Annotated in this window: 15 protein-coding genes; 8 read left to right on the forward strand and 7 right to left on the reverse strand. The window is 62.9% G+C overall.

What is annotated here, in order from left to right; all coding sequences use genetic code 11:
* Positions 1-2: 2 nt before the first annotated feature.
* Positions 3-881: a hypothetical protein gene (locus tag ACZ5KP_RS08330; RefSeq protein WP_460922527.1), complete on the reverse strand. Its 879-nt coding sequence runs from the start codon at positions 879-881 to the stop codon at positions 3-5.
* Between the two features lie 157 nt (positions 882-1,038).
* Between ACZ5KP_RS08330 and ACZ5KP_RS08335 the strand changes: the two genes are divergently transcribed.
* Together ACZ5KP_RS08335 and ACZ5KP_RS08340 are read left to right on the forward strand one after the other, a co-directional pair.
* Positions 1,039-2,424: a hypothetical protein gene (locus ACZ5KP_RS08335; RefSeq protein WP_460922524.1), complete on the forward strand. Its 1,386-nt coding sequence runs from the start codon at positions 1,039-1,041 to the stop codon at positions 2,422-2,424.
* Positions 2,408-3,844 carry an argonaute/piwi family protein gene (locus ACZ5KP_RS08340; RefSeq protein ID WP_460922521.1) on the forward strand — a complete coding sequence of 479 codons (1,437 nt, stop codon included), beginning with the start codon at positions 2,408-2,410 and terminating at the stop codon, positions 3,842-3,844. Before ACZ5KP_RS08335 ends, ACZ5KP_RS08340 begins: the two co-directional genes overlap by 17 nt.
* Here the strand turns inward: ACZ5KP_RS08340 and ACZ5KP_RS08345 are convergent.
* Positions 3,835-4,050 carry a hypothetical protein gene (locus ACZ5KP_RS08345; protein WP_460922517.1) on the reverse strand — a complete coding sequence of 72 codons (216 nt, stop codon included), beginning with the start codon at positions 4,048-4,050 and terminating at the stop codon, positions 3,835-3,837. The two genes, ACZ5KP_RS08340 and ACZ5KP_RS08345, sit on opposite strands and share 10 nt — an antisense overlap.
* Before the next feature lie 808 nt (positions 4,051-4,858).
* Positions 4,859-5,941, reverse strand: a complete 1,083-nt coding sequence (locus tag ACZ5KP_RS08350; RefSeq protein WP_460922514.1) for a S1C family serine protease — start codon at positions 5,939-5,941, stop codon at positions 4,859-4,861.
* A gap of 192 nt (positions 5,942-6,133) precedes the next feature.
* Here ACZ5KP_RS08350 and ACZ5KP_RS08355 point away from each other — a divergent pair, with 192 nt between their 5' ends.
* The 4 genes from ACZ5KP_RS08355 (at position 6,134) to ACZ5KP_RS08370 (ending at position 10,100) form a co-directional block, all read left to right on the forward strand.
* Positions 6,134-6,697, forward strand: a complete 564-nt coding sequence (locus tag ACZ5KP_RS08355) for an amino acid-binding protein (protein WP_460922511.1) — start codon at positions 6,134-6,136, stop codon at positions 6,695-6,697.
* On the forward strand, positions 6,697-7,671 hold the full coding sequence (locus ACZ5KP_RS08360; RefSeq protein ID WP_460922508.1) for a homoserine dehydrogenase: 975 nt from the start codon (positions 6,697-6,699) through the stop codon (positions 7,669-7,671). The genes ACZ5KP_RS08355 and ACZ5KP_RS08360 overlap by 1 nt, the downstream gene beginning before the upstream one ends.
* 137 nt (positions 7,672-7,808) lie before the next feature.
* Positions 7,809-9,557, forward strand: coding sequence for a potassium channel family protein (locus tag ACZ5KP_RS08365; RefSeq protein WP_460922505.1), 1,749 nt, complete (start codon positions 7,809-7,811; stop codon positions 9,555-9,557).
* Positions 9,558-9,743: 186 nt separating this feature from the next.
* The gene (locus ACZ5KP_RS08370) at positions 9,744-10,100 is read left to right on the forward strand and encodes a hypothetical protein (RefSeq protein WP_460922502.1); all 357 of its coding nucleotides are present in this window, start codon (positions 9,744-9,746) and stop codon (positions 10,098-10,100) included.
* Positions 10,101-10,142: 42 nt separating this feature from the next.
* Here ACZ5KP_RS08370 and thiC read toward each other — a convergent pair whose 3' ends face one another.
* Positions 10,143-11,612, reverse strand: coding sequence for a phosphomethylpyrimidine synthase ThiC (gene thiC, locus ACZ5KP_RS08375; protein WP_460922499.1), 1,470 nt, complete (start codon positions 11,610-11,612; stop codon positions 10,143-10,145).
* Between the two features lie 114 nt (positions 11,613-11,726).
* Here thiC and ACZ5KP_RS08380 point away from each other — a divergent pair, with 114 nt between their 5' ends.
* Positions 11,727-12,050, forward strand: coding sequence for a hypothetical protein (locus ACZ5KP_RS08380; RefSeq protein WP_460922496.1), 324 nt, complete (start codon positions 11,727-11,729; stop codon positions 12,048-12,050).
* A 425-nt stretch (positions 12,051-12,475) separates the two neighbouring features.
* Here ACZ5KP_RS08380 and ACZ5KP_RS08385 read toward each other — a convergent pair whose 3' ends face one another.
* On the reverse strand, positions 12,476-12,616 hold the full coding sequence (locus ACZ5KP_RS08385) for a hypothetical protein (RefSeq protein ID WP_460922494.1): 141 nt from the start codon (positions 12,614-12,616) through the stop codon (positions 12,476-12,478).
* 62 nt (positions 12,617-12,678) lie between these two features.
* On the opposite strand from ACZ5KP_RS08385, the gene ACZ5KP_RS08390 reads away from it, so the two are divergent.
* The gene (locus ACZ5KP_RS08390) at positions 12,679-12,990 is read left to right on the forward strand and encodes a hypothetical protein (RefSeq protein WP_460922491.1); all 312 of its coding nucleotides are present in this window, start codon (positions 12,679-12,681) and stop codon (positions 12,988-12,990) included.
* A 64-nt stretch (positions 12,991-13,054) separates the two neighbouring features.
* Here ACZ5KP_RS08390 and ACZ5KP_RS08395 read toward each other — a convergent pair whose 3' ends face one another.
* Both ACZ5KP_RS08395 and ACZ5KP_RS08400 read right to left on the reverse strand, forming a co-directional pair.
* The gene (locus ACZ5KP_RS08395; RefSeq protein ID WP_460922489.1) at positions 13,055-14,002 is read right to left on the reverse strand and encodes a VOC family protein; all 948 of its coding nucleotides are present in this window, start codon (positions 14,000-14,002) and stop codon (positions 13,055-13,057) included.
* Positions 14,003-14,062: 60 nt separating this feature from the next.
* A complete protein-coding gene (locus ACZ5KP_RS08400) occupies positions 14,063-15,250 on the reverse strand; it encodes a mandelate racemase/muconate lactonizing enzyme family protein (RefSeq protein ID WP_460922487.1) in 1,188 nt (395 codons plus the stop codon).
* Between the last annotated feature and the right edge of the window lie 46 nt (positions 15,251-15,296).

The following is a 15,296-nucleotide window of genomic DNA, read 5'->3' on the forward strand; positions in this document are numbered from 1 at the left end:
TACTAGGAATCGATCCCTGCCTCAATTTTCGGGCTAATCATCGCGCTAGCTGCCCGAAGCGCAGTTTTATCTACACGTGCATTCCTCCGAGTTTTCACCTTCTCCTTTTCGAAGATCCAGTTCCGGAGATCCTGCTTTTCTGACTCAATGGATTCCACACCCCGTAATTCTTCAGCGATCTCTTCTGGTGTCAGGCCATTATTTTGAACGCACGCAAGTTCCAAGCAGAATAATCGCCAGAATTGCTCGGTCAATCTGAGAGCAGTTTCGGGGTCAAAATCATCAGAATCCAGCTCTCCGCTGATCAAGCGATACCATTTATTGAGATCTTGCTCATACTCGGGGAAATCATCGAGAGGGAATTCCTGAACAAACTGGTAGAGTAACTCGCGGATTTGCCTGTTCTTAGACGAAGCGAATTCATTGAACGTGGCTTGGTCACTGTTAGCCTCAGATTCCAACTGATCCTTAAGATCTAGATATGTTCGTTGAGCATCGTATGGTGCATCATCGTAGGAGGAGCGAACTAAAGTCTCCAAATCAGTTTCAAAGTATTTCCCCAGAGCCCCCTCGACCTCTTTCTCCAGCGTTCGCAATTGAACTTCTGAAGCACTGATATCAGAAGCTTCCAAATCGCACTTCACTGATTGGTCGCCCTCAATTCTCTCTACGTAGATACTGGAGTTAGACTTCGCTGTAACTCGCCCGAACATGTACCAGAACAACGGGAGATCATGCTCGACATGGTTCTCTTCTAACCCTTTCTCGATGAAGTGGACGAGTTTGTTGTGAGCGGTGGGAGGGAGACGCTCACCGCCTTTCTCCTCGAACTTCTCTAATAGGAGAGCGGTTATCTCATCCAAGGTGAGCGGGCTAGTCATACTAGTGGTCTTACGTATTCGTTACGCTCGGTCGCCATAAGTTATTGCCCTCGGCAGGGGCCAAGACTAAGTGTTTAAATTGACCTGTGTAATATGGTGAGTAAGAGTGTCATTCGAAAATCTTCAATCTGGAGCTGAATCTTCTCATCATAGGGGGATGGCGTACTCCGACTGTGTTGAAGAGTATCTTGAAGCAGGAGAGTATTCCGGAGTTGGGGACAAGCATTCCGGAACTAGTGACATCCGTCTCGCGCGACCGGCGCACAAAGAAGAGAAGATTTTCAGAGTAGAGTGCAAAAATTCAAAAGCTGATCTCAAAGCTTCCGGCTTTGTTACAGAACTGGCAAGGCATCTCATTGATTTCAACCGTGGGGATGAAGAATTCGAGTTATTGATTTTTGCACGAGAGCTCAAGAACCCTCCCCGCTGGAAAGACATCTTCAATGATCGAATCCGGAAGCGTGACGAAGTTGAGTGGCTATGGGACAAAATCCAAGAAAATCACAGCCTGAATGACGATGAGGAAGAGATTTTTGCCGAATTTGAGTTAGATCATCTCTGGGTGTTTCTTGAGAAGGTCGGTGTCAAGAAGGCAGAATTCGGGCGTCTGATTGAGCTCACTGAAGAAAGAAAGGATAAGGAGAAGAGACGGCAAAAGTGGGAATTCTATATTCGGGAGAATAAACCAGTCCAAGAGCGCGGCAATCTAACCCCCAACTTTTTCAAGATATCACATTACCCTGAGAAAATTTGGGTTTTCCCCACTGGAGTAAGCAACCCCAGGAAAGGATATGACAGAGAAGGGATAGAGCGATATCTCCCTATCTGGTTCGAGGATTCTCAGTTGTACACTCTCGTAGATCCGTCGGAGATGCCGACTTCGCTAAAAGATATCATCGTCAGTGAACGAGGAGACTCTCACGAATTCAGCGACTGGATGTGGCAAAACGACAGAACGCAGCATATTTCGAAGATCCTCCTCAACAAGCAGCTGCTTTGGAGAGGGATTCTTCGTGGGGACTATAGCACAGTAACCCCAGATTCCAAGAAACTGATTTTTAGGATCCGTCCAGTCCAAACAACTCTGACAGACGAGGCTAGTTCGGGCGATCGGTACCGAACAAAGAGGGATGGCTACCTGATGACACGCAGCGTCAAAGGCGATGTCGGTCATCGATACTGTAGGCCCATGACACGGCAGTATTCTGATCAACACTACGTTTTCTTGAGGACTGGGTGGGTATTCAGCAAAGATGGTGCCGGGGAAGAGATTATCAGTGGCAAGCGTGCGAAGGAGTTGAGCGATAAGTTACGAAACGACGGCTACGACCAGGTCTCAAATCACCGAAGTCAACTGAATGCCTGGAAGACCTATCTCCAAATTGACCAAGGAGAGGAGGTCGAACACCCTGCAAAAGTCCTGGATGTTTCGTATCCTCAGAGGGTCGAACTAGCTCTACCTAGCAACATGGAACTTCAGGTCCGGCCCCCGAAAAATAGCGACGAGCGGGATACTCTCATGGAAGGTGATCGAGTTGCCTGAATTCTCCTCAGAATGGCGCACAGAGATATTGGACGAGCCACCCCTTGTATTCGCAAACGGTGGCGAATCCGCTGATCCCCGAGCAGGCCTTCTTGATCATGGCCCCGTTCCCAGAACGGCCCAAGAAGATGGTAAAGTAGTGAACATCGGAATAGTTGGAACGAGCAGGTCGATCTCGATGACGGAGTCTCTCCTGAGGCGTATGCGAAACGGGATCCAAAGCAAGAATCAGCGGACAAGATGGAAGCCGCACTTTCCAGGCCTAGGGGTAAATTCTGAACTTCGCCTAGATTATCACGTATCAGAGTCCAGAAAGTCGAGGATCAGGAACAGAGATCTTGAAAAAATAAGGAATCTTGACGATCGAGATAAACGGATTGAGACAATTTGTGACGTGATCGAGTATAACATAAAGACGGTCTGTAAACAAACTCCGCCACCCGACCTCGTTTTCGTATCCCTCTCTGAAGAATTAGTTAATCTCTGTGCTGACCCAACTACTGATACCCAACGAATACAAACAAAGAATGGGGGAGATTTCCATAGTCGTATCAAAATTATGGGAATGAAACACAAACCCACCCAAATCATGACCCCACGGTCGTTACATGGCGGCAAGGGGGTCCAAGAGCAATCCGAGATTGCTTGGAACTTAGCAGTGGGGATGCTATACAAGGCCCGAGAGGGGAGGCCCTGGAAGCTGGCGGATTTCCAGAATCGGACCTGCTATGCAGGTATATCGTTTTTCAAGGAGAATGATGCTGATCCTGAAACCCGGGCCGCTATCGCTCAAGTATTTCTGTCTACCGGAGAGCCCTTCGTAATCGAGGGAGGTACGATAGAGGACGCAGCTGCCGATGAGCCCCAGACCCACCTCTCGTATGAAGATGCGAATCGGATTGTGAATGATATTTTAGAGGCTTATGGCGATCGGAGAGAAGAGAAGCCTTCCCGATTGGTTCTGCATAAATCATCAAACTTCCTCGAAGAGGAGACTCGCGGGTTTAGCGATGGAGCATCTGACGTAAGCGGGGTGGAATTAATCACGATTCGTCAGAACCATCCGCTCCAATTCTTCACGAAGGGCGATAATCCCCCGCTCAGAGGGACCCTCGCTATCCCTCCTGGTGAGGAGGAATACTATCTCTATTCAACTGGATATGTTCCAGAGAAGTCCGTGTATGATCACGCCGGGACACCAAATCCCCTCGTTATCAAGCCTCATGAGGAATATTTTTCCGGAGATTATCTAAGAATCTGTAATGAGATATTGAAATTCACGAAGCTAGACTGGAATAGCTCCGACTTCTGTCGAAGTAAGCCCGTTACGCTAAGCATCGCTGATGACGTTGGGAGTATCCTTGCCGAGCCAGCGGCATCAGAGATAAATCTGGATTCTCATTACTATCATTACATGTAGAAAGAGAACGGATCGACGAGCGATTCGATCTGCGTAATCTGTTCAGGCCGTTTTTCGCGCGGGTCAACGGCGTATTCCTCCCCCTCAGATTTCTGTGGCCTTTCTCCCTCTTCTTCATGGGAAGCTAGCACAGCTACACTGTGACCAACAGCAGCACGTACGCAGCGATCGTAGTCCGTATCGCCGGGTTCGTCGGAATCGTTCACATCGGATCGGCTCGACGACAGCACTTATGTCTCCCTCACGTCAGCGTTTCAACTAGCGAGCCATGCCCACTGAAGAGGACCTCGCCCATCATCGCTCCTCCCGGAAGCAACTGCGGAGGATGATGGTAATGTTCGGTCGGGAAGTCCCTGAAGACCAGCCCGAAGCCCCTGAGATCGACGAGGAAGCGCTCGCAGCCGAGGTTGAAGACCTCGAACAAGAACTACAGGACGAACTCTAATCGAAGACAGTCTAGCAGATACTGGTGCGGGTCCCTGCCTCCACCCCCGTTTCCACGCGGAACCTCTCCGGGCGAATCCCGTTTGAACCGCGTGTTGCCGATAGATCGGCGGGAGTGGTGCGATGGACTGCGAAAGCCGGCACCATCGACGCTTTATCCCAGTTACATTCCCCGGTTACCAATGAACTGGTGAGATCGGGCTCATCGACCAGTATTACTTCGTATGAGCTGTGGTATCAACTTCGATATACAATACACGGTGTCTCGTCCATTCCGGTGAATCACCGCAAGGAAAGCAGCTCTATTCCATGTAGAATTTGATATTTCGCTACATGAGGTCGAAATTCTGACGAATAGGCCGTGAGGGAACGCTAGATCCAAATTTGAACGCCATAGTATCAGATATTAACTGGTTTGTAGAAACGTACCCTCCGAACCTCTGCGAACAGGGGCTCGAGTAGATTCTGTATCGCGACATAGCTATATCATATAAAGAAACGGCGCTAGCGCGAATCACGAAGCAGTCGGATCGAGAAGGAAACTCGTGTGTCGGCCCGACAGCGGCGACGCTACTCCGGCCGTTCGCCGAAGGTCATCTCGACGGTCTGCTCTTCGCCGTCCCGGATCACCGTGATCTCGGCCGTCTCGTGTGGAACCGTCTCCAACGCGAGATACGTCGAGAGGTGGTGGCGCGTCGGGAGGGACGTCCCGTCGATGGCGACGATGACGTCGCCGCCGAGGGGGATGTACCGGCCGCTGACCACCACCTCGTCCTCGGCACCCTGCAGGACGCCGTCGGCCGGCCCGCCATCGACGACTTCGGAGACCATCACGCCGCGCACCTCGTCGAGATCGTTTGCTTCTGCGACCCGTCGATCGACGGGGTAGGTTCTGATGCCGACGTAGGTGTGCGCGACGTCGCCGTCCTGGATGAGTTCGGGAACGATCCAGTCGGTGACGGCGGCGGAGATGCCGAAGCCGATGTTCTCCGCGCCGCCGGAGTTGATCACCGCGACGACGTTCGCGTCCATGTCCACGAGCGGCCCGCCGCTGTTGCCAGGGTTCACGGAGGCCGTCGTCTGGACGGCGTTGGGGATCGAGAAGCCCGTCGGCGCGGTGAGCGTGCGGTTCGTCCCGCTGACGATGCCCCGGGAGACCGAGGCGTCGTAGCCCAGCGGGTTGCCAAGCGCCATCACTTCCTGGCCGACGATCGGCTTCTCGTCGGCGAGTGGGAGTTCAGTGGCGTAGCCGGGACGCTCGTCGACCTCGATCACCCCGAGGTCGGTGTGGGGGTCGGTCGCGACGACGTCCGCGCCGGTCCAGTCGTTGTCGGCGTACTGCACGTCGATCGTGTCGGCGTCGTCGACGACGTGGTGGTTCGTCACCAGGTAGTCGTCCTGGAAGACGAACGCCGACCCCTGGCCGGCCTGGCCGCCGTAGACCTCCAGCAGTGCGACGGAGTCGATCGCCTCCTGGTAGACCTCGGTGTAGACGGAGCCCTGTGCCTGCCCGGGCGGCATGCCGGCGGCACGGGTGAGGCCGCCGTTCCCGTCGCTGGCTTCGTCGAAGGGCTGACTGCAGCCGGCGACGGCCGCGATCGCACCCGTTCCGAGCGTCGCGAGCACGTCGCGGCGGGAGAATCCGTCGGACACGCGGGTCGGTAGGACGGCCCGCGAGTTAAGCCCACGGACGGCGGCACTGACCGGACGAATTGGGGATCGTGGCGATCGATTCCCGGAGTGCGCCGGAGCCGAACCGACCGCCCGCGAAGTGCTAACCCTTAAGCGCCGGCGCGGCACAGTCGAAGGCGAGATGGCACGACGCGGCCGCTCGGAGGTGGCGCGATGACCGAGGAGTCGATCGAACCCGAAGCCACGCCCGACGGCGGCCAGACAGGCGCCTACACGGTCCGCCTCGAGCTCGCCGACGAACCCGGGGAGCTCCTCGACGCCCTGCAGCCGATCGCCGACAACGGCGGGAACCTCCTCTCGATCTTCCACGAGCGAGGGAACGTCACGCCGCGGGGACGGATCCCCGTGGAGGTCGACCTGGAGTGCCACCCCGAGCAGTTCGAGACGATCGTCGACGCGCTGCGCGAGGCCGGGATGAACGTCGTCCAGGCCGGGCGCGAGGAGTACGGCGAGGAGCTGACCGTGCTGCTCGTCGGTCACGTGATCGACACCGACCTCTCGGACACACTCGAACGGATCCAGACAGAGTCGGCGGCCTCGGTGACCGACCTCGCGCTCTCCGCGCCGGAGGGCACCGAGGAGGTCTCCAGCGCCCGGCTCCGGATCGCGACCGCCGCGGACGAGACCGACGGCGTGCTCGACGACGTCCGCGCGATCGCCGAGGAGAAGGAGCTCCACGTGATCGAACCGCAGCTCGACGGCCGAGGTGATGCCTGATGCGGCTCGCAGTCCTCGGCGCCGGTGCCGTCGGGCGCTCCGTCGTCGACCTCGCGGGCGAGTACGGCCACGAGGTCGTCGCCGTCGCGGACTCCCGAAGTGCTGCGGTCGCCGACGGCAGCGACGGTGCTGGAGACGGCGACGCTGCCCTGGACGCGAACGAGATACTCGAGCGGAAGGACGCCGAGGGCGTCGTCGGCGACGACGATCCTGCTGACGCGCTCGCTGCCGACTACGACGTCCTCGTCGAAGCGACGCCCACCACGCTCGGTGACGCCGAGCCCGGCTTTGGCCACTGCGAGGCCGCACTCGAACGGGACCGCGACGTCGTACTCGCGAACAAGGGGCCGGTCGCCGAGCGCTACGCCGACCTCCGGGCGCTCGAAGCCGACAGCGCCGGGACCGTCCGCTTCGAGGCGACCGTCGGCGGTGCGATCCCGGCGATCTGCACCATCGAGGACTACGGCGCGGACACCGTCGATGCCGTCCGCGGCGTACTCAACGGCACCGCGAACTTCGTGCTTACCCGGATGGCCGCGGAGGGGCTGGGCTACGAACACGTGCTCGCGGAGGCCCAGGACCTCGGCGTCGCGGAAGCCGATCCGAGCTTCGACGTCGACGGCACCGACGCCGCGCTCAAGTGCGTCATATTGGCGAACGTCCTCACCGGCGGTGAGCCGGAGTTCTCCCTTGACGACGCCGAGGTCGAGGGGATCCGGAACGTCCCCGGCTCCGCGCTGGAGCTGGCGACGGAGGAGGGCCGGACCGTCCGGCTGATCGGCGAGGCGACCCGGGATACGGTTCGCGTCGGCCCGCGGCTCGTGCCCGAGAACGGGCCGCTCGCGGTGACGGGAACCCGGAACATCGTCCAGCTCGATACCGGGCACGCAGGGCGACTGAACATCTCCGGACGGGGCGCCGGTGGGCCCGAGACCGCGACCGCGGTGCTGGCCGACGTCGGGCGACTGGAGTAGCGCCCCGGGAGAAGGGCCGGTGGAGTGGACGGCAGCGCGGTCGCTTCTGCGGAGGGATTTCGGACGGTTGCGCTTCCGACAGTCACGACGCCACCATTTACGGCGATCCGGCGGGAACCGGACCGACGAACGACCACATGCGAGGACCGGACTCCATCGGCGATCTTCGGCCGAGCGAGCTCACCCGGCGCCAGCGCCTGATCGTCTGGCTCGCGATCGGCATCGGTACCGTCGTCGCGATCTACACGCTGTTCTACTACTGGGGGATGCGGAGTCTGGAGAATCGCCCCCGGACGGTCCTCCACTCGCTGAACATCGTCGTCGAGACGATGACGACCACCGGGTACGGTTCGGACGCGTCCTGGGACAGCCCCTGGATGAATCTCCTGATGGTGATGATGCAGTTCTCGGGCGTCCTGATCGGGCTCGCGACGCTCCGGGTGCTCGTCATCCCGCTCTTCGAACAGACGCCGCTCCACCTCGACGACCGGCTCCCGCCCAAGCACGACCACGTCGTCATCGCCGAGTACGAGCGGGACTCCGAGGTGCTGCTGGACGAACTGGAGGAGCTCGACGTCGAGTACGTACTCCTCGAGTCCGAGATCGAGGAGGCGAAGCGGCTCTCCGACGAGGGCTACCAGGCGATCGACGGCGATCCCGAGGAGCGCGCGGACCTGGAGCGGGCGTCGATCGGCGACGCCACGCTGTTGATCACCGACGCCGGCGACCGGACCGCGAGCGTGGTGCTGACCGCCCTGGAGTGCAACGAGGAGCTCCGCGTCGTGAGCTTCACCGAGTCCACTCGCCGGAAAGCCGCGCTCGCCGAGGTCGGCGTCGATCGCAGCGTCGCGCCGCACGCGCTCATCGGCCAGCGACTCGCGGAGAAGGCGACGACGCCGGTGGCGCTGGAACGGAACGGCGGTACTGGCGACTGGGGCGGGGACGGTGGCGAGGCGGCCCCGCCGGACGCGAGCGGCGTCGGTATCCGCGAAATCCTGATCCGGCGGGACAGCCCGCTCCACGGCGTGGAGATCGGTGAATCGCCGCTCGCCAGCCACCCAGACCTGACGCTGGTCGCGGGCTGGTTCGACGGCCACCTCGAGGTGCCGCCCGCGGCCTCGCGACGGCTGACCCCCAACGCTGTGCTCGTCGTCGCCGGGCCGGAAGCGGAGATGGACGAACTCGTCGGCGAGGTGTCGGCGGTCCGCTCGCCGCGGGAGCGGATCCATCCCACCGTGGTCGTCGCGGGGCTCGGCGAGGGCGGCCGTGCCGCGGTGGACGTGCTGCCCGACGGCGTCGAGCTCACGACCGTCGACCAGACCGAGTCGCGGGAGCCGGACGTGGTCGGCGACGTCACGGAGCCGGAGATCCTCGAAGCCGCCGGGATCGAGGACGCGAGCGCACTCGTCGTGACCGTCGACGACGACGCGACCGCGCTGCTGACGATCGCGATGGCACGCGCGCTCTCGCCGGGCGTCGAGATTCTCGCGCGAGTGACGGAGAGTGAGAAGGCCGCCGCGGCGTTCCGGGCCGGCGCGGACTACGTGCTCTCCGTCCAGCGGGTCAGCGCGCGACTCGTCGCCGCGGAGGTCCACGGCGAGCGGGTCGTCGACTTCGCCAGCCAGATCCGGGTCGTTCGCGTCGGCCCCGATCCGTTCCTGGGTGAGCGACTCGGCGACCTGCGTGGCGAGCCCGAGGGGCGCAGTAGCGGCGGAGCGGACGGCAGCGGCCGCGGAGAGGAGGACGATTCCGACTGGACAGTCGTGGGGCTCGTTCGGGACGGCGCAGTGCGTACTGACGAAGGGGAGACGGTACGCGAGGGCGACGAGGTGTTCGTCGCCGGCAGCGACGAGGCGATCCAGCGGTTCGAGCGGACGAGGAGCTAGATCGGGAGTGAATCGGGCGGTACGTGCGAATATATAGAATTGTTACTAATTGTTAAAGCGGAGCGATCGTGGTATTCAGGACGAATGCCCTCTCGTACCCGACGTTCGTTGCTCGCCAGTGCCGGTGTCGCACTCTCCGCTACCGCTGGGTGCACTAGCGCCGACCCGTTTTCGGCCGAAGCCAGTGTGGAACCCGATCCACACTGGGTGACGGTGTATCTCGTGGACCGCGAAACGACCCGTGACGTCTCGATCACGATCGCGAACGGAGACGGGAACGCGGTCTTCGAGGAGGAGTACCGGCTCTCCGACGGCAACGAGGCCGACGAGGACGCGACGTTCCCGGCATCGTCCGAGCCTGAGACCGTCGTCGTGACCGTCGATGGGACGCGGTTCGAGCGCGATTGGCCTGGCTTCGAACACCCCGAACTCCCGTGTAACGACGCGAACGAGGCGGGGATCGAGGTGTGGATCGAGAGCGCCCAAGACGGAACGCCGGAGATTCGACTGCTGGCAGACTGTCAGTCCGTGACGGAAGCGTAAGGGTATCCGACGGCACCGTCGATGACCCGGCCGATCCGGTCGTCAGTCGTCGGCGGGCTCTTCGACGTCGTCGTGCTCGGCGCCGCCGTGGACGGCCGCCTCGTCGACGAAGTCGGGGAGGTCCGGCACCGAACTGGTGTCGTGGGTGCCGGCGGGTGGGAGGTTCACGTCCGCGGCGGGGGATGCGTCGAGGTCGGTCCGGTTGTCGATCGCGTTCATCTCGCCGTCGGCCTCGCGGGCGTCTTGGTCGATCCGCATCGAGCAGAACTCGACGCCACACATCGAGCAGAAGCGGGCCTCCTTGTAGTTGTCACCGGGGAGCGTCTGGTCGTGTGAGTCCTGTGCCCGCTGGGGATCGAGCGCGAGGTCGAACTGCCGGCGCCAGTCGAACTCGTAGCGAGCTTCGGACAGCGCGTCGTCCCAGTCCCGTGCGCCCGGCAATCCGTTGGCGACGTCGGCGGCGTGGGCGGCGATGCGATAGGCCGCGAGCCCCTCGCGAACGTCCTCCTCGTCAGGGAGGCCGAGGTGCTCCTTCGGGGTGACGTAGCAGAGCATCGCAGCGCCCGCCCGGCCCGCTTCGGTCGCGCCGATCGCGCTCGTGATATGATCGTAGCCCGGCGCGACGTCCGTGACCAGCGGCCCGAGGACGTAGAACGGTGCGCCGTCGCAGACGTCCTGCTGGCGCTCGACGTTGTCGGCGATCTCGTTCATCGGCACGTGACCGGGTCCCTCGACCATGACCTGCACGCCGTGGTCCCACGCCGTGCGGGTCAGCTCGCCGAGGGTCTCCAGCTCCGCGAACTGCGCTTCGTCGCTGGCGTCGGCCAGCGAGCCCGGGCGGAGGCCGTCGCCCAGCGAGAACGTGACGTCGTGCTCGGCGAAGATCTCGCAGATCTCCTCGAACTTCGCGTAGAGGGGGTTCTGCATGCCGTTCTCCTCGATCCACTGCGCGAGGATCGAGCCGCCACGCGAGACGATCCCGGTCGTGCGACCGTCCGTGAGCGGGAGGTGCTCCATCAGCACGCCCGCGTGGATCGTCATGTAGTCGACGCCCTGCTCGGCGTGCTTCTCGATCACGTCGAGCAGGAGCTCGTGGGTCATCTCCTCGGGGGTGCCGGCCTCCTTGACGGCCTCGTAGATCGGCACGGTCCCGACTGGCACCGGCGAGTAGTCCACGTTCGTCTCGCGGATCTCGTCGAGGTTCGAGCCAGTCGAGAGGTCCATCACCGTGTCCGCGCCGTAGTGGACCGCGGTGTGGAGCTTCCGGAGCTCGCCCTGGAGGTCGCTGGTCGTCTCGGAGTTGCCGATGTTGGCGTTGACCTTCGTCGCAAACTCGCGGCCGATGATCATCGGATCGAGCGAGTCGTGGAAATGGTTGGCCGGAATGACTGCCTGGCCCTCCGCGACCTGCTCGCGAACGAACTCTGGCTCGCGATTTTCGCGCTCGGCGACGCGCTCCATCGCGGGGGTGACCTCGCCGTCGCGGGCTCGCTGAAGCTGTGTCGGCGGCATAGATAACTAGGTTGTATTACTAGATGATAAATCTGGTTCTCCGGCCGTCCAGCACCCGTGATCGACAGCGGGTGCGCTGCGTTTACGGGGTCGCCGTCCGAACGAAGAACCGTTATGGCCCTCCCGACCCCGCTCGAACGCCGTCGCTTCGAACTGTTCTACGGCTCGCTGGTGATCTGTGGGCTCGCGATGGTCGCTGGACAGCTGCCGCGCTTGCTCGAGGCCTCGGGACCGACCGACGTATCACCGATCGCAGCGCTCCTGTCGATCGGTGGACTCGGTCTCGCCGTCACGAGCGGTCGGGAGGCGCTTCTGCGTGATCGCGAAACGTGGGAAGCGGAGTTCGAAGAACGCAGCCCGGTCGTCGCGATCGTGATCGGCAGTGGAGCGCTACTCGTCGGGGCGGGCGCCTACTGGGTGCTCGCTGCCGGAATATGACCCCGCTGGACGGGCTATCGGCACCCAGGCGCGCACGCCCTCGTGCCACGTCAACACGTCTCATTCTATCACAAATTTTATTATTCAACCGGTAACAGATGCTGGTAGCTTGGACGCCCACCCGCGTCGGCGTCCGTGGTGACCAGATGACGACCGTATCCCGCGCCCGCCGAGACCTGCTCGCTGCCCCGAAGGCAGCCGCAGGTATGCATTTTGCCGGCGGGTATGCCGGGGCGGTAGAGCGGGCCGGTGGGGCCACTCCAAACGGAGACGCCCTGGCCGCTCTTTCGGGGAGTATTGCCCCGATTTCCTGGCCCACCCACTTTCGGTCCCGCAATCTCGTCGCGTTGGTCGTCACGCCCGCGGCGTGACGGGACCCACGTTCGCCCCGGAGCGGGCGAGCGCTGACGACGTTTTCACGTCGGTCACGCCGACCAGTCGCCGAGTTCCGTAGTCCGCTCGCCGACCGGTGGCTGCCGACGTTCCTCGCCACTCGCGAGCCGCCGGTTCGTCTGGATCACCTGCCGTCGGCAGCCGTGGCGATCGCCCCCGCTACGTGGATCCATCCGCCGGAGCCCGTTCGACGTGCTCGGCCGGATGGCGCGCGTTCGACTCGCGCCGGGGGTCTATGGCTACCAGCCAGCAAGCGGTCGATGCGACGGTGAACTGTACGGTCAAAGTCGCCCGGGACGCCGACGGCACGCTCGCCGACGGCGCCGAGACACAGCTCGCCCGCGTCGACGGCGTGGAGGTCGTCGAGCCCGTCGACGTGGCGGGCCTGCAGCCCGGGCTCAACGACCTCTCCGTGGACGTCCGGGCGCGGGTTCGCGTCGTCGATGACGTCCAGCGCTTGGGCGACGAACCCCCCGACGAGGTGGTGAGACAGCGGCTCGCGGATGGCTTCGGCGTGGACGTGAGTGAAGTAGAGGTGCAGCGCTGATCGGGCCGGGCGATTCGTCGCGGGGGAATCCCCCACGACACCAGACGATCACTGCCGGTCGGGCCTACTCGCCGGTGGGAGCCGCGATCGCGTCGTCGACGCGCAGCCGGAGGCCGATTCCGTCGGGATCGGCGACGGCGAGCACGGCGCCGTCGTGGTCGCGCTCGACGTCGTGGCCCGCTTCCCGTAGCGACGTCTCGGCAGCCTCGAGCGCTCCCTCGTCGGGGACCACCACCTCGAACCACGCGAGTCCGAGCGCGTCCTCGCCCGCGGGCTCCGAACGGCGCCGCCAGGTGTTCGCGCCGACGTGGTGGTGGTACTCGCCGGCGGCGAGGAACAGCGCCTGGTCGCCCATCCGCTGGCGAAGTGCCATCCCGAGCCCGTCGGCGTAGAAGTCGTGCGTCTGATCGAGGTCGGTGACCTCCAGATGGACGTGGCCGATCGTCGTCCCCGCCGGGAGTTTGCTATCGGTCTCCGGGCCGTCGCCAGTCCCCGCGTCGTCACCGACTTTCGCGTCGGCGAGCCCAACGAGTTCGTCGAGGTCGAGCGGATCGGTGACCATCTGGACGCGGTCGCCCTGCATCGGCCACTCCGCACGCGGGCGGTCGACGTAGACCTCGAGCCCGTTGCCCTCGGGATCGCGACAGTAGATCGCCTCGCTGACGCCGTGATCGGCGGCGCCGTCGATCAGATCCCGCTGCTGGAGGCGGGCGATCGCTGCGCCGAGCGCGGGGCGGTCGGGGACGCAGATTGCGACGTGGTAGAGACCCGCCTGGGCGGGGGTGCGAGTCGATGCGTCGGGTGCCTCCTTGAGGACGAGCAGCGCTTCGCCGGCTACACCGAGGACGGCGCGATCGCCGTCGATTGGCGGTGCCGCACCGGCGACCGTCGCCGCGTCGAGTCGCTCGAAGCCGAGTACGTCCTCGTAGAACGCTGTAGCGTCCGCGAGATCTGCGACGCGGAGAGAAACGCGGCCGATACCGGCAGCGGCGGGGAGGGCGTCCGTGGACATACGAACGCAACGCGGCGGAGCGGAATAACGCCACGGGCCGCGGAATTCGGATCGACGCCGCTACGCCGGATCCAGGAGAGTTTCGCTGTCGGCCATGTGCGTCTCGATGGCATTCAGATTCAAGGTAACGCCGAGGCCGGGCTCCTCCGGCACCGGAATCGCTCCCTCGGCGATGATCCCGTCCTCTTCGACGAAGTCAGCCCAGTGCTCGTCGTCGCGGCCGTGGAACTCGATCGCGAGGAAGGTCGGGATCGCGGCGGCGACGTGGGCGCCCGCGACGGTCCCCAGCGGCGAGGAGACGTTGTGCAGCGCGACGGGGAGGTAGTAGTCGTCCGCGGCGCGGGCGGCGTCGACGGACTCGCGCATGCCGCCGAACTTCGGGACGTCGGGCTGGAGCACGTCGACCGCCTGCTCCTCGATCAGCTGGCGGACGCCGTGGGTGCGGTAGCGGTTCTCGCCGGCGCAGATCGTGGTAGTGGTGGCGCGAGTGAGCTCCCGCTGGACGTCGAGATTCTCGGGCGGCACCACGTCTTCGAGCCACCAGACGTCGTAGGGCTCGATCGCACGCGCGAGCCGGATCGCGGAGTCCCGGTCGTAGCGCCAGTGGCAGTCGTAGGCGACGTTGACGTGCTCGGGGACCGCCGCGTCGATCGCCTCGACGACCTGCCGGCGGTACTCCACGGCACGGCCGTCGAGCTGGCGATTGCGCTGATCGCGTTCGTAGCGGTGGTCGCCGTCGAGGTCGAACTTCAGGGCGTCGAACCCCTCGGCGACGGCCGCTTCGGCGGCTTGGGCGTAGGCTTCCGGCGCGTAGGGGTCGTCGCCGATCTCTTCGTCTTCGCCGCGCTGTGCAGCGGTCTGGTGGATCCCGGCGTGGCAGTCGACGTAGACTCTCGCTTCGTCGCGGTACTGCCCGCCGAGCAGCCGGTGGGCGGGCTCCTCGATGACCTTCCCCGCGAGGTCGTAGAGCGCGAGGTCCAGCCCGGAGATCGCGGAGGCCACGACGCCAGCCTCCGAGCCGAGGTGCTGGCTCGACTCGAACAGCCGATCCACCAGCATATCGACGTCGCGGGGATCCTCGCCGATCAGGCGGTCCGCGAGATGCTCGACGACGTCGCCGATGCCCGGTCCCCAGTAGCACTCGCCGTCGCCGACGAGGTCGGTGTCTGTGTAGAGCCGTACGAAGGTCCACGACCAGTCGGCGTCGACCTGCGTCGTCTGTACGTCCATGATCTCCACGTCGGTCATGCGCCGGGGTTTCGCGGCCGGGGGCTTCAACGGTGGGGCAGCGGCG

The organism is Salinarchaeum chitinilyticum, from assembly GCF_055390775.1.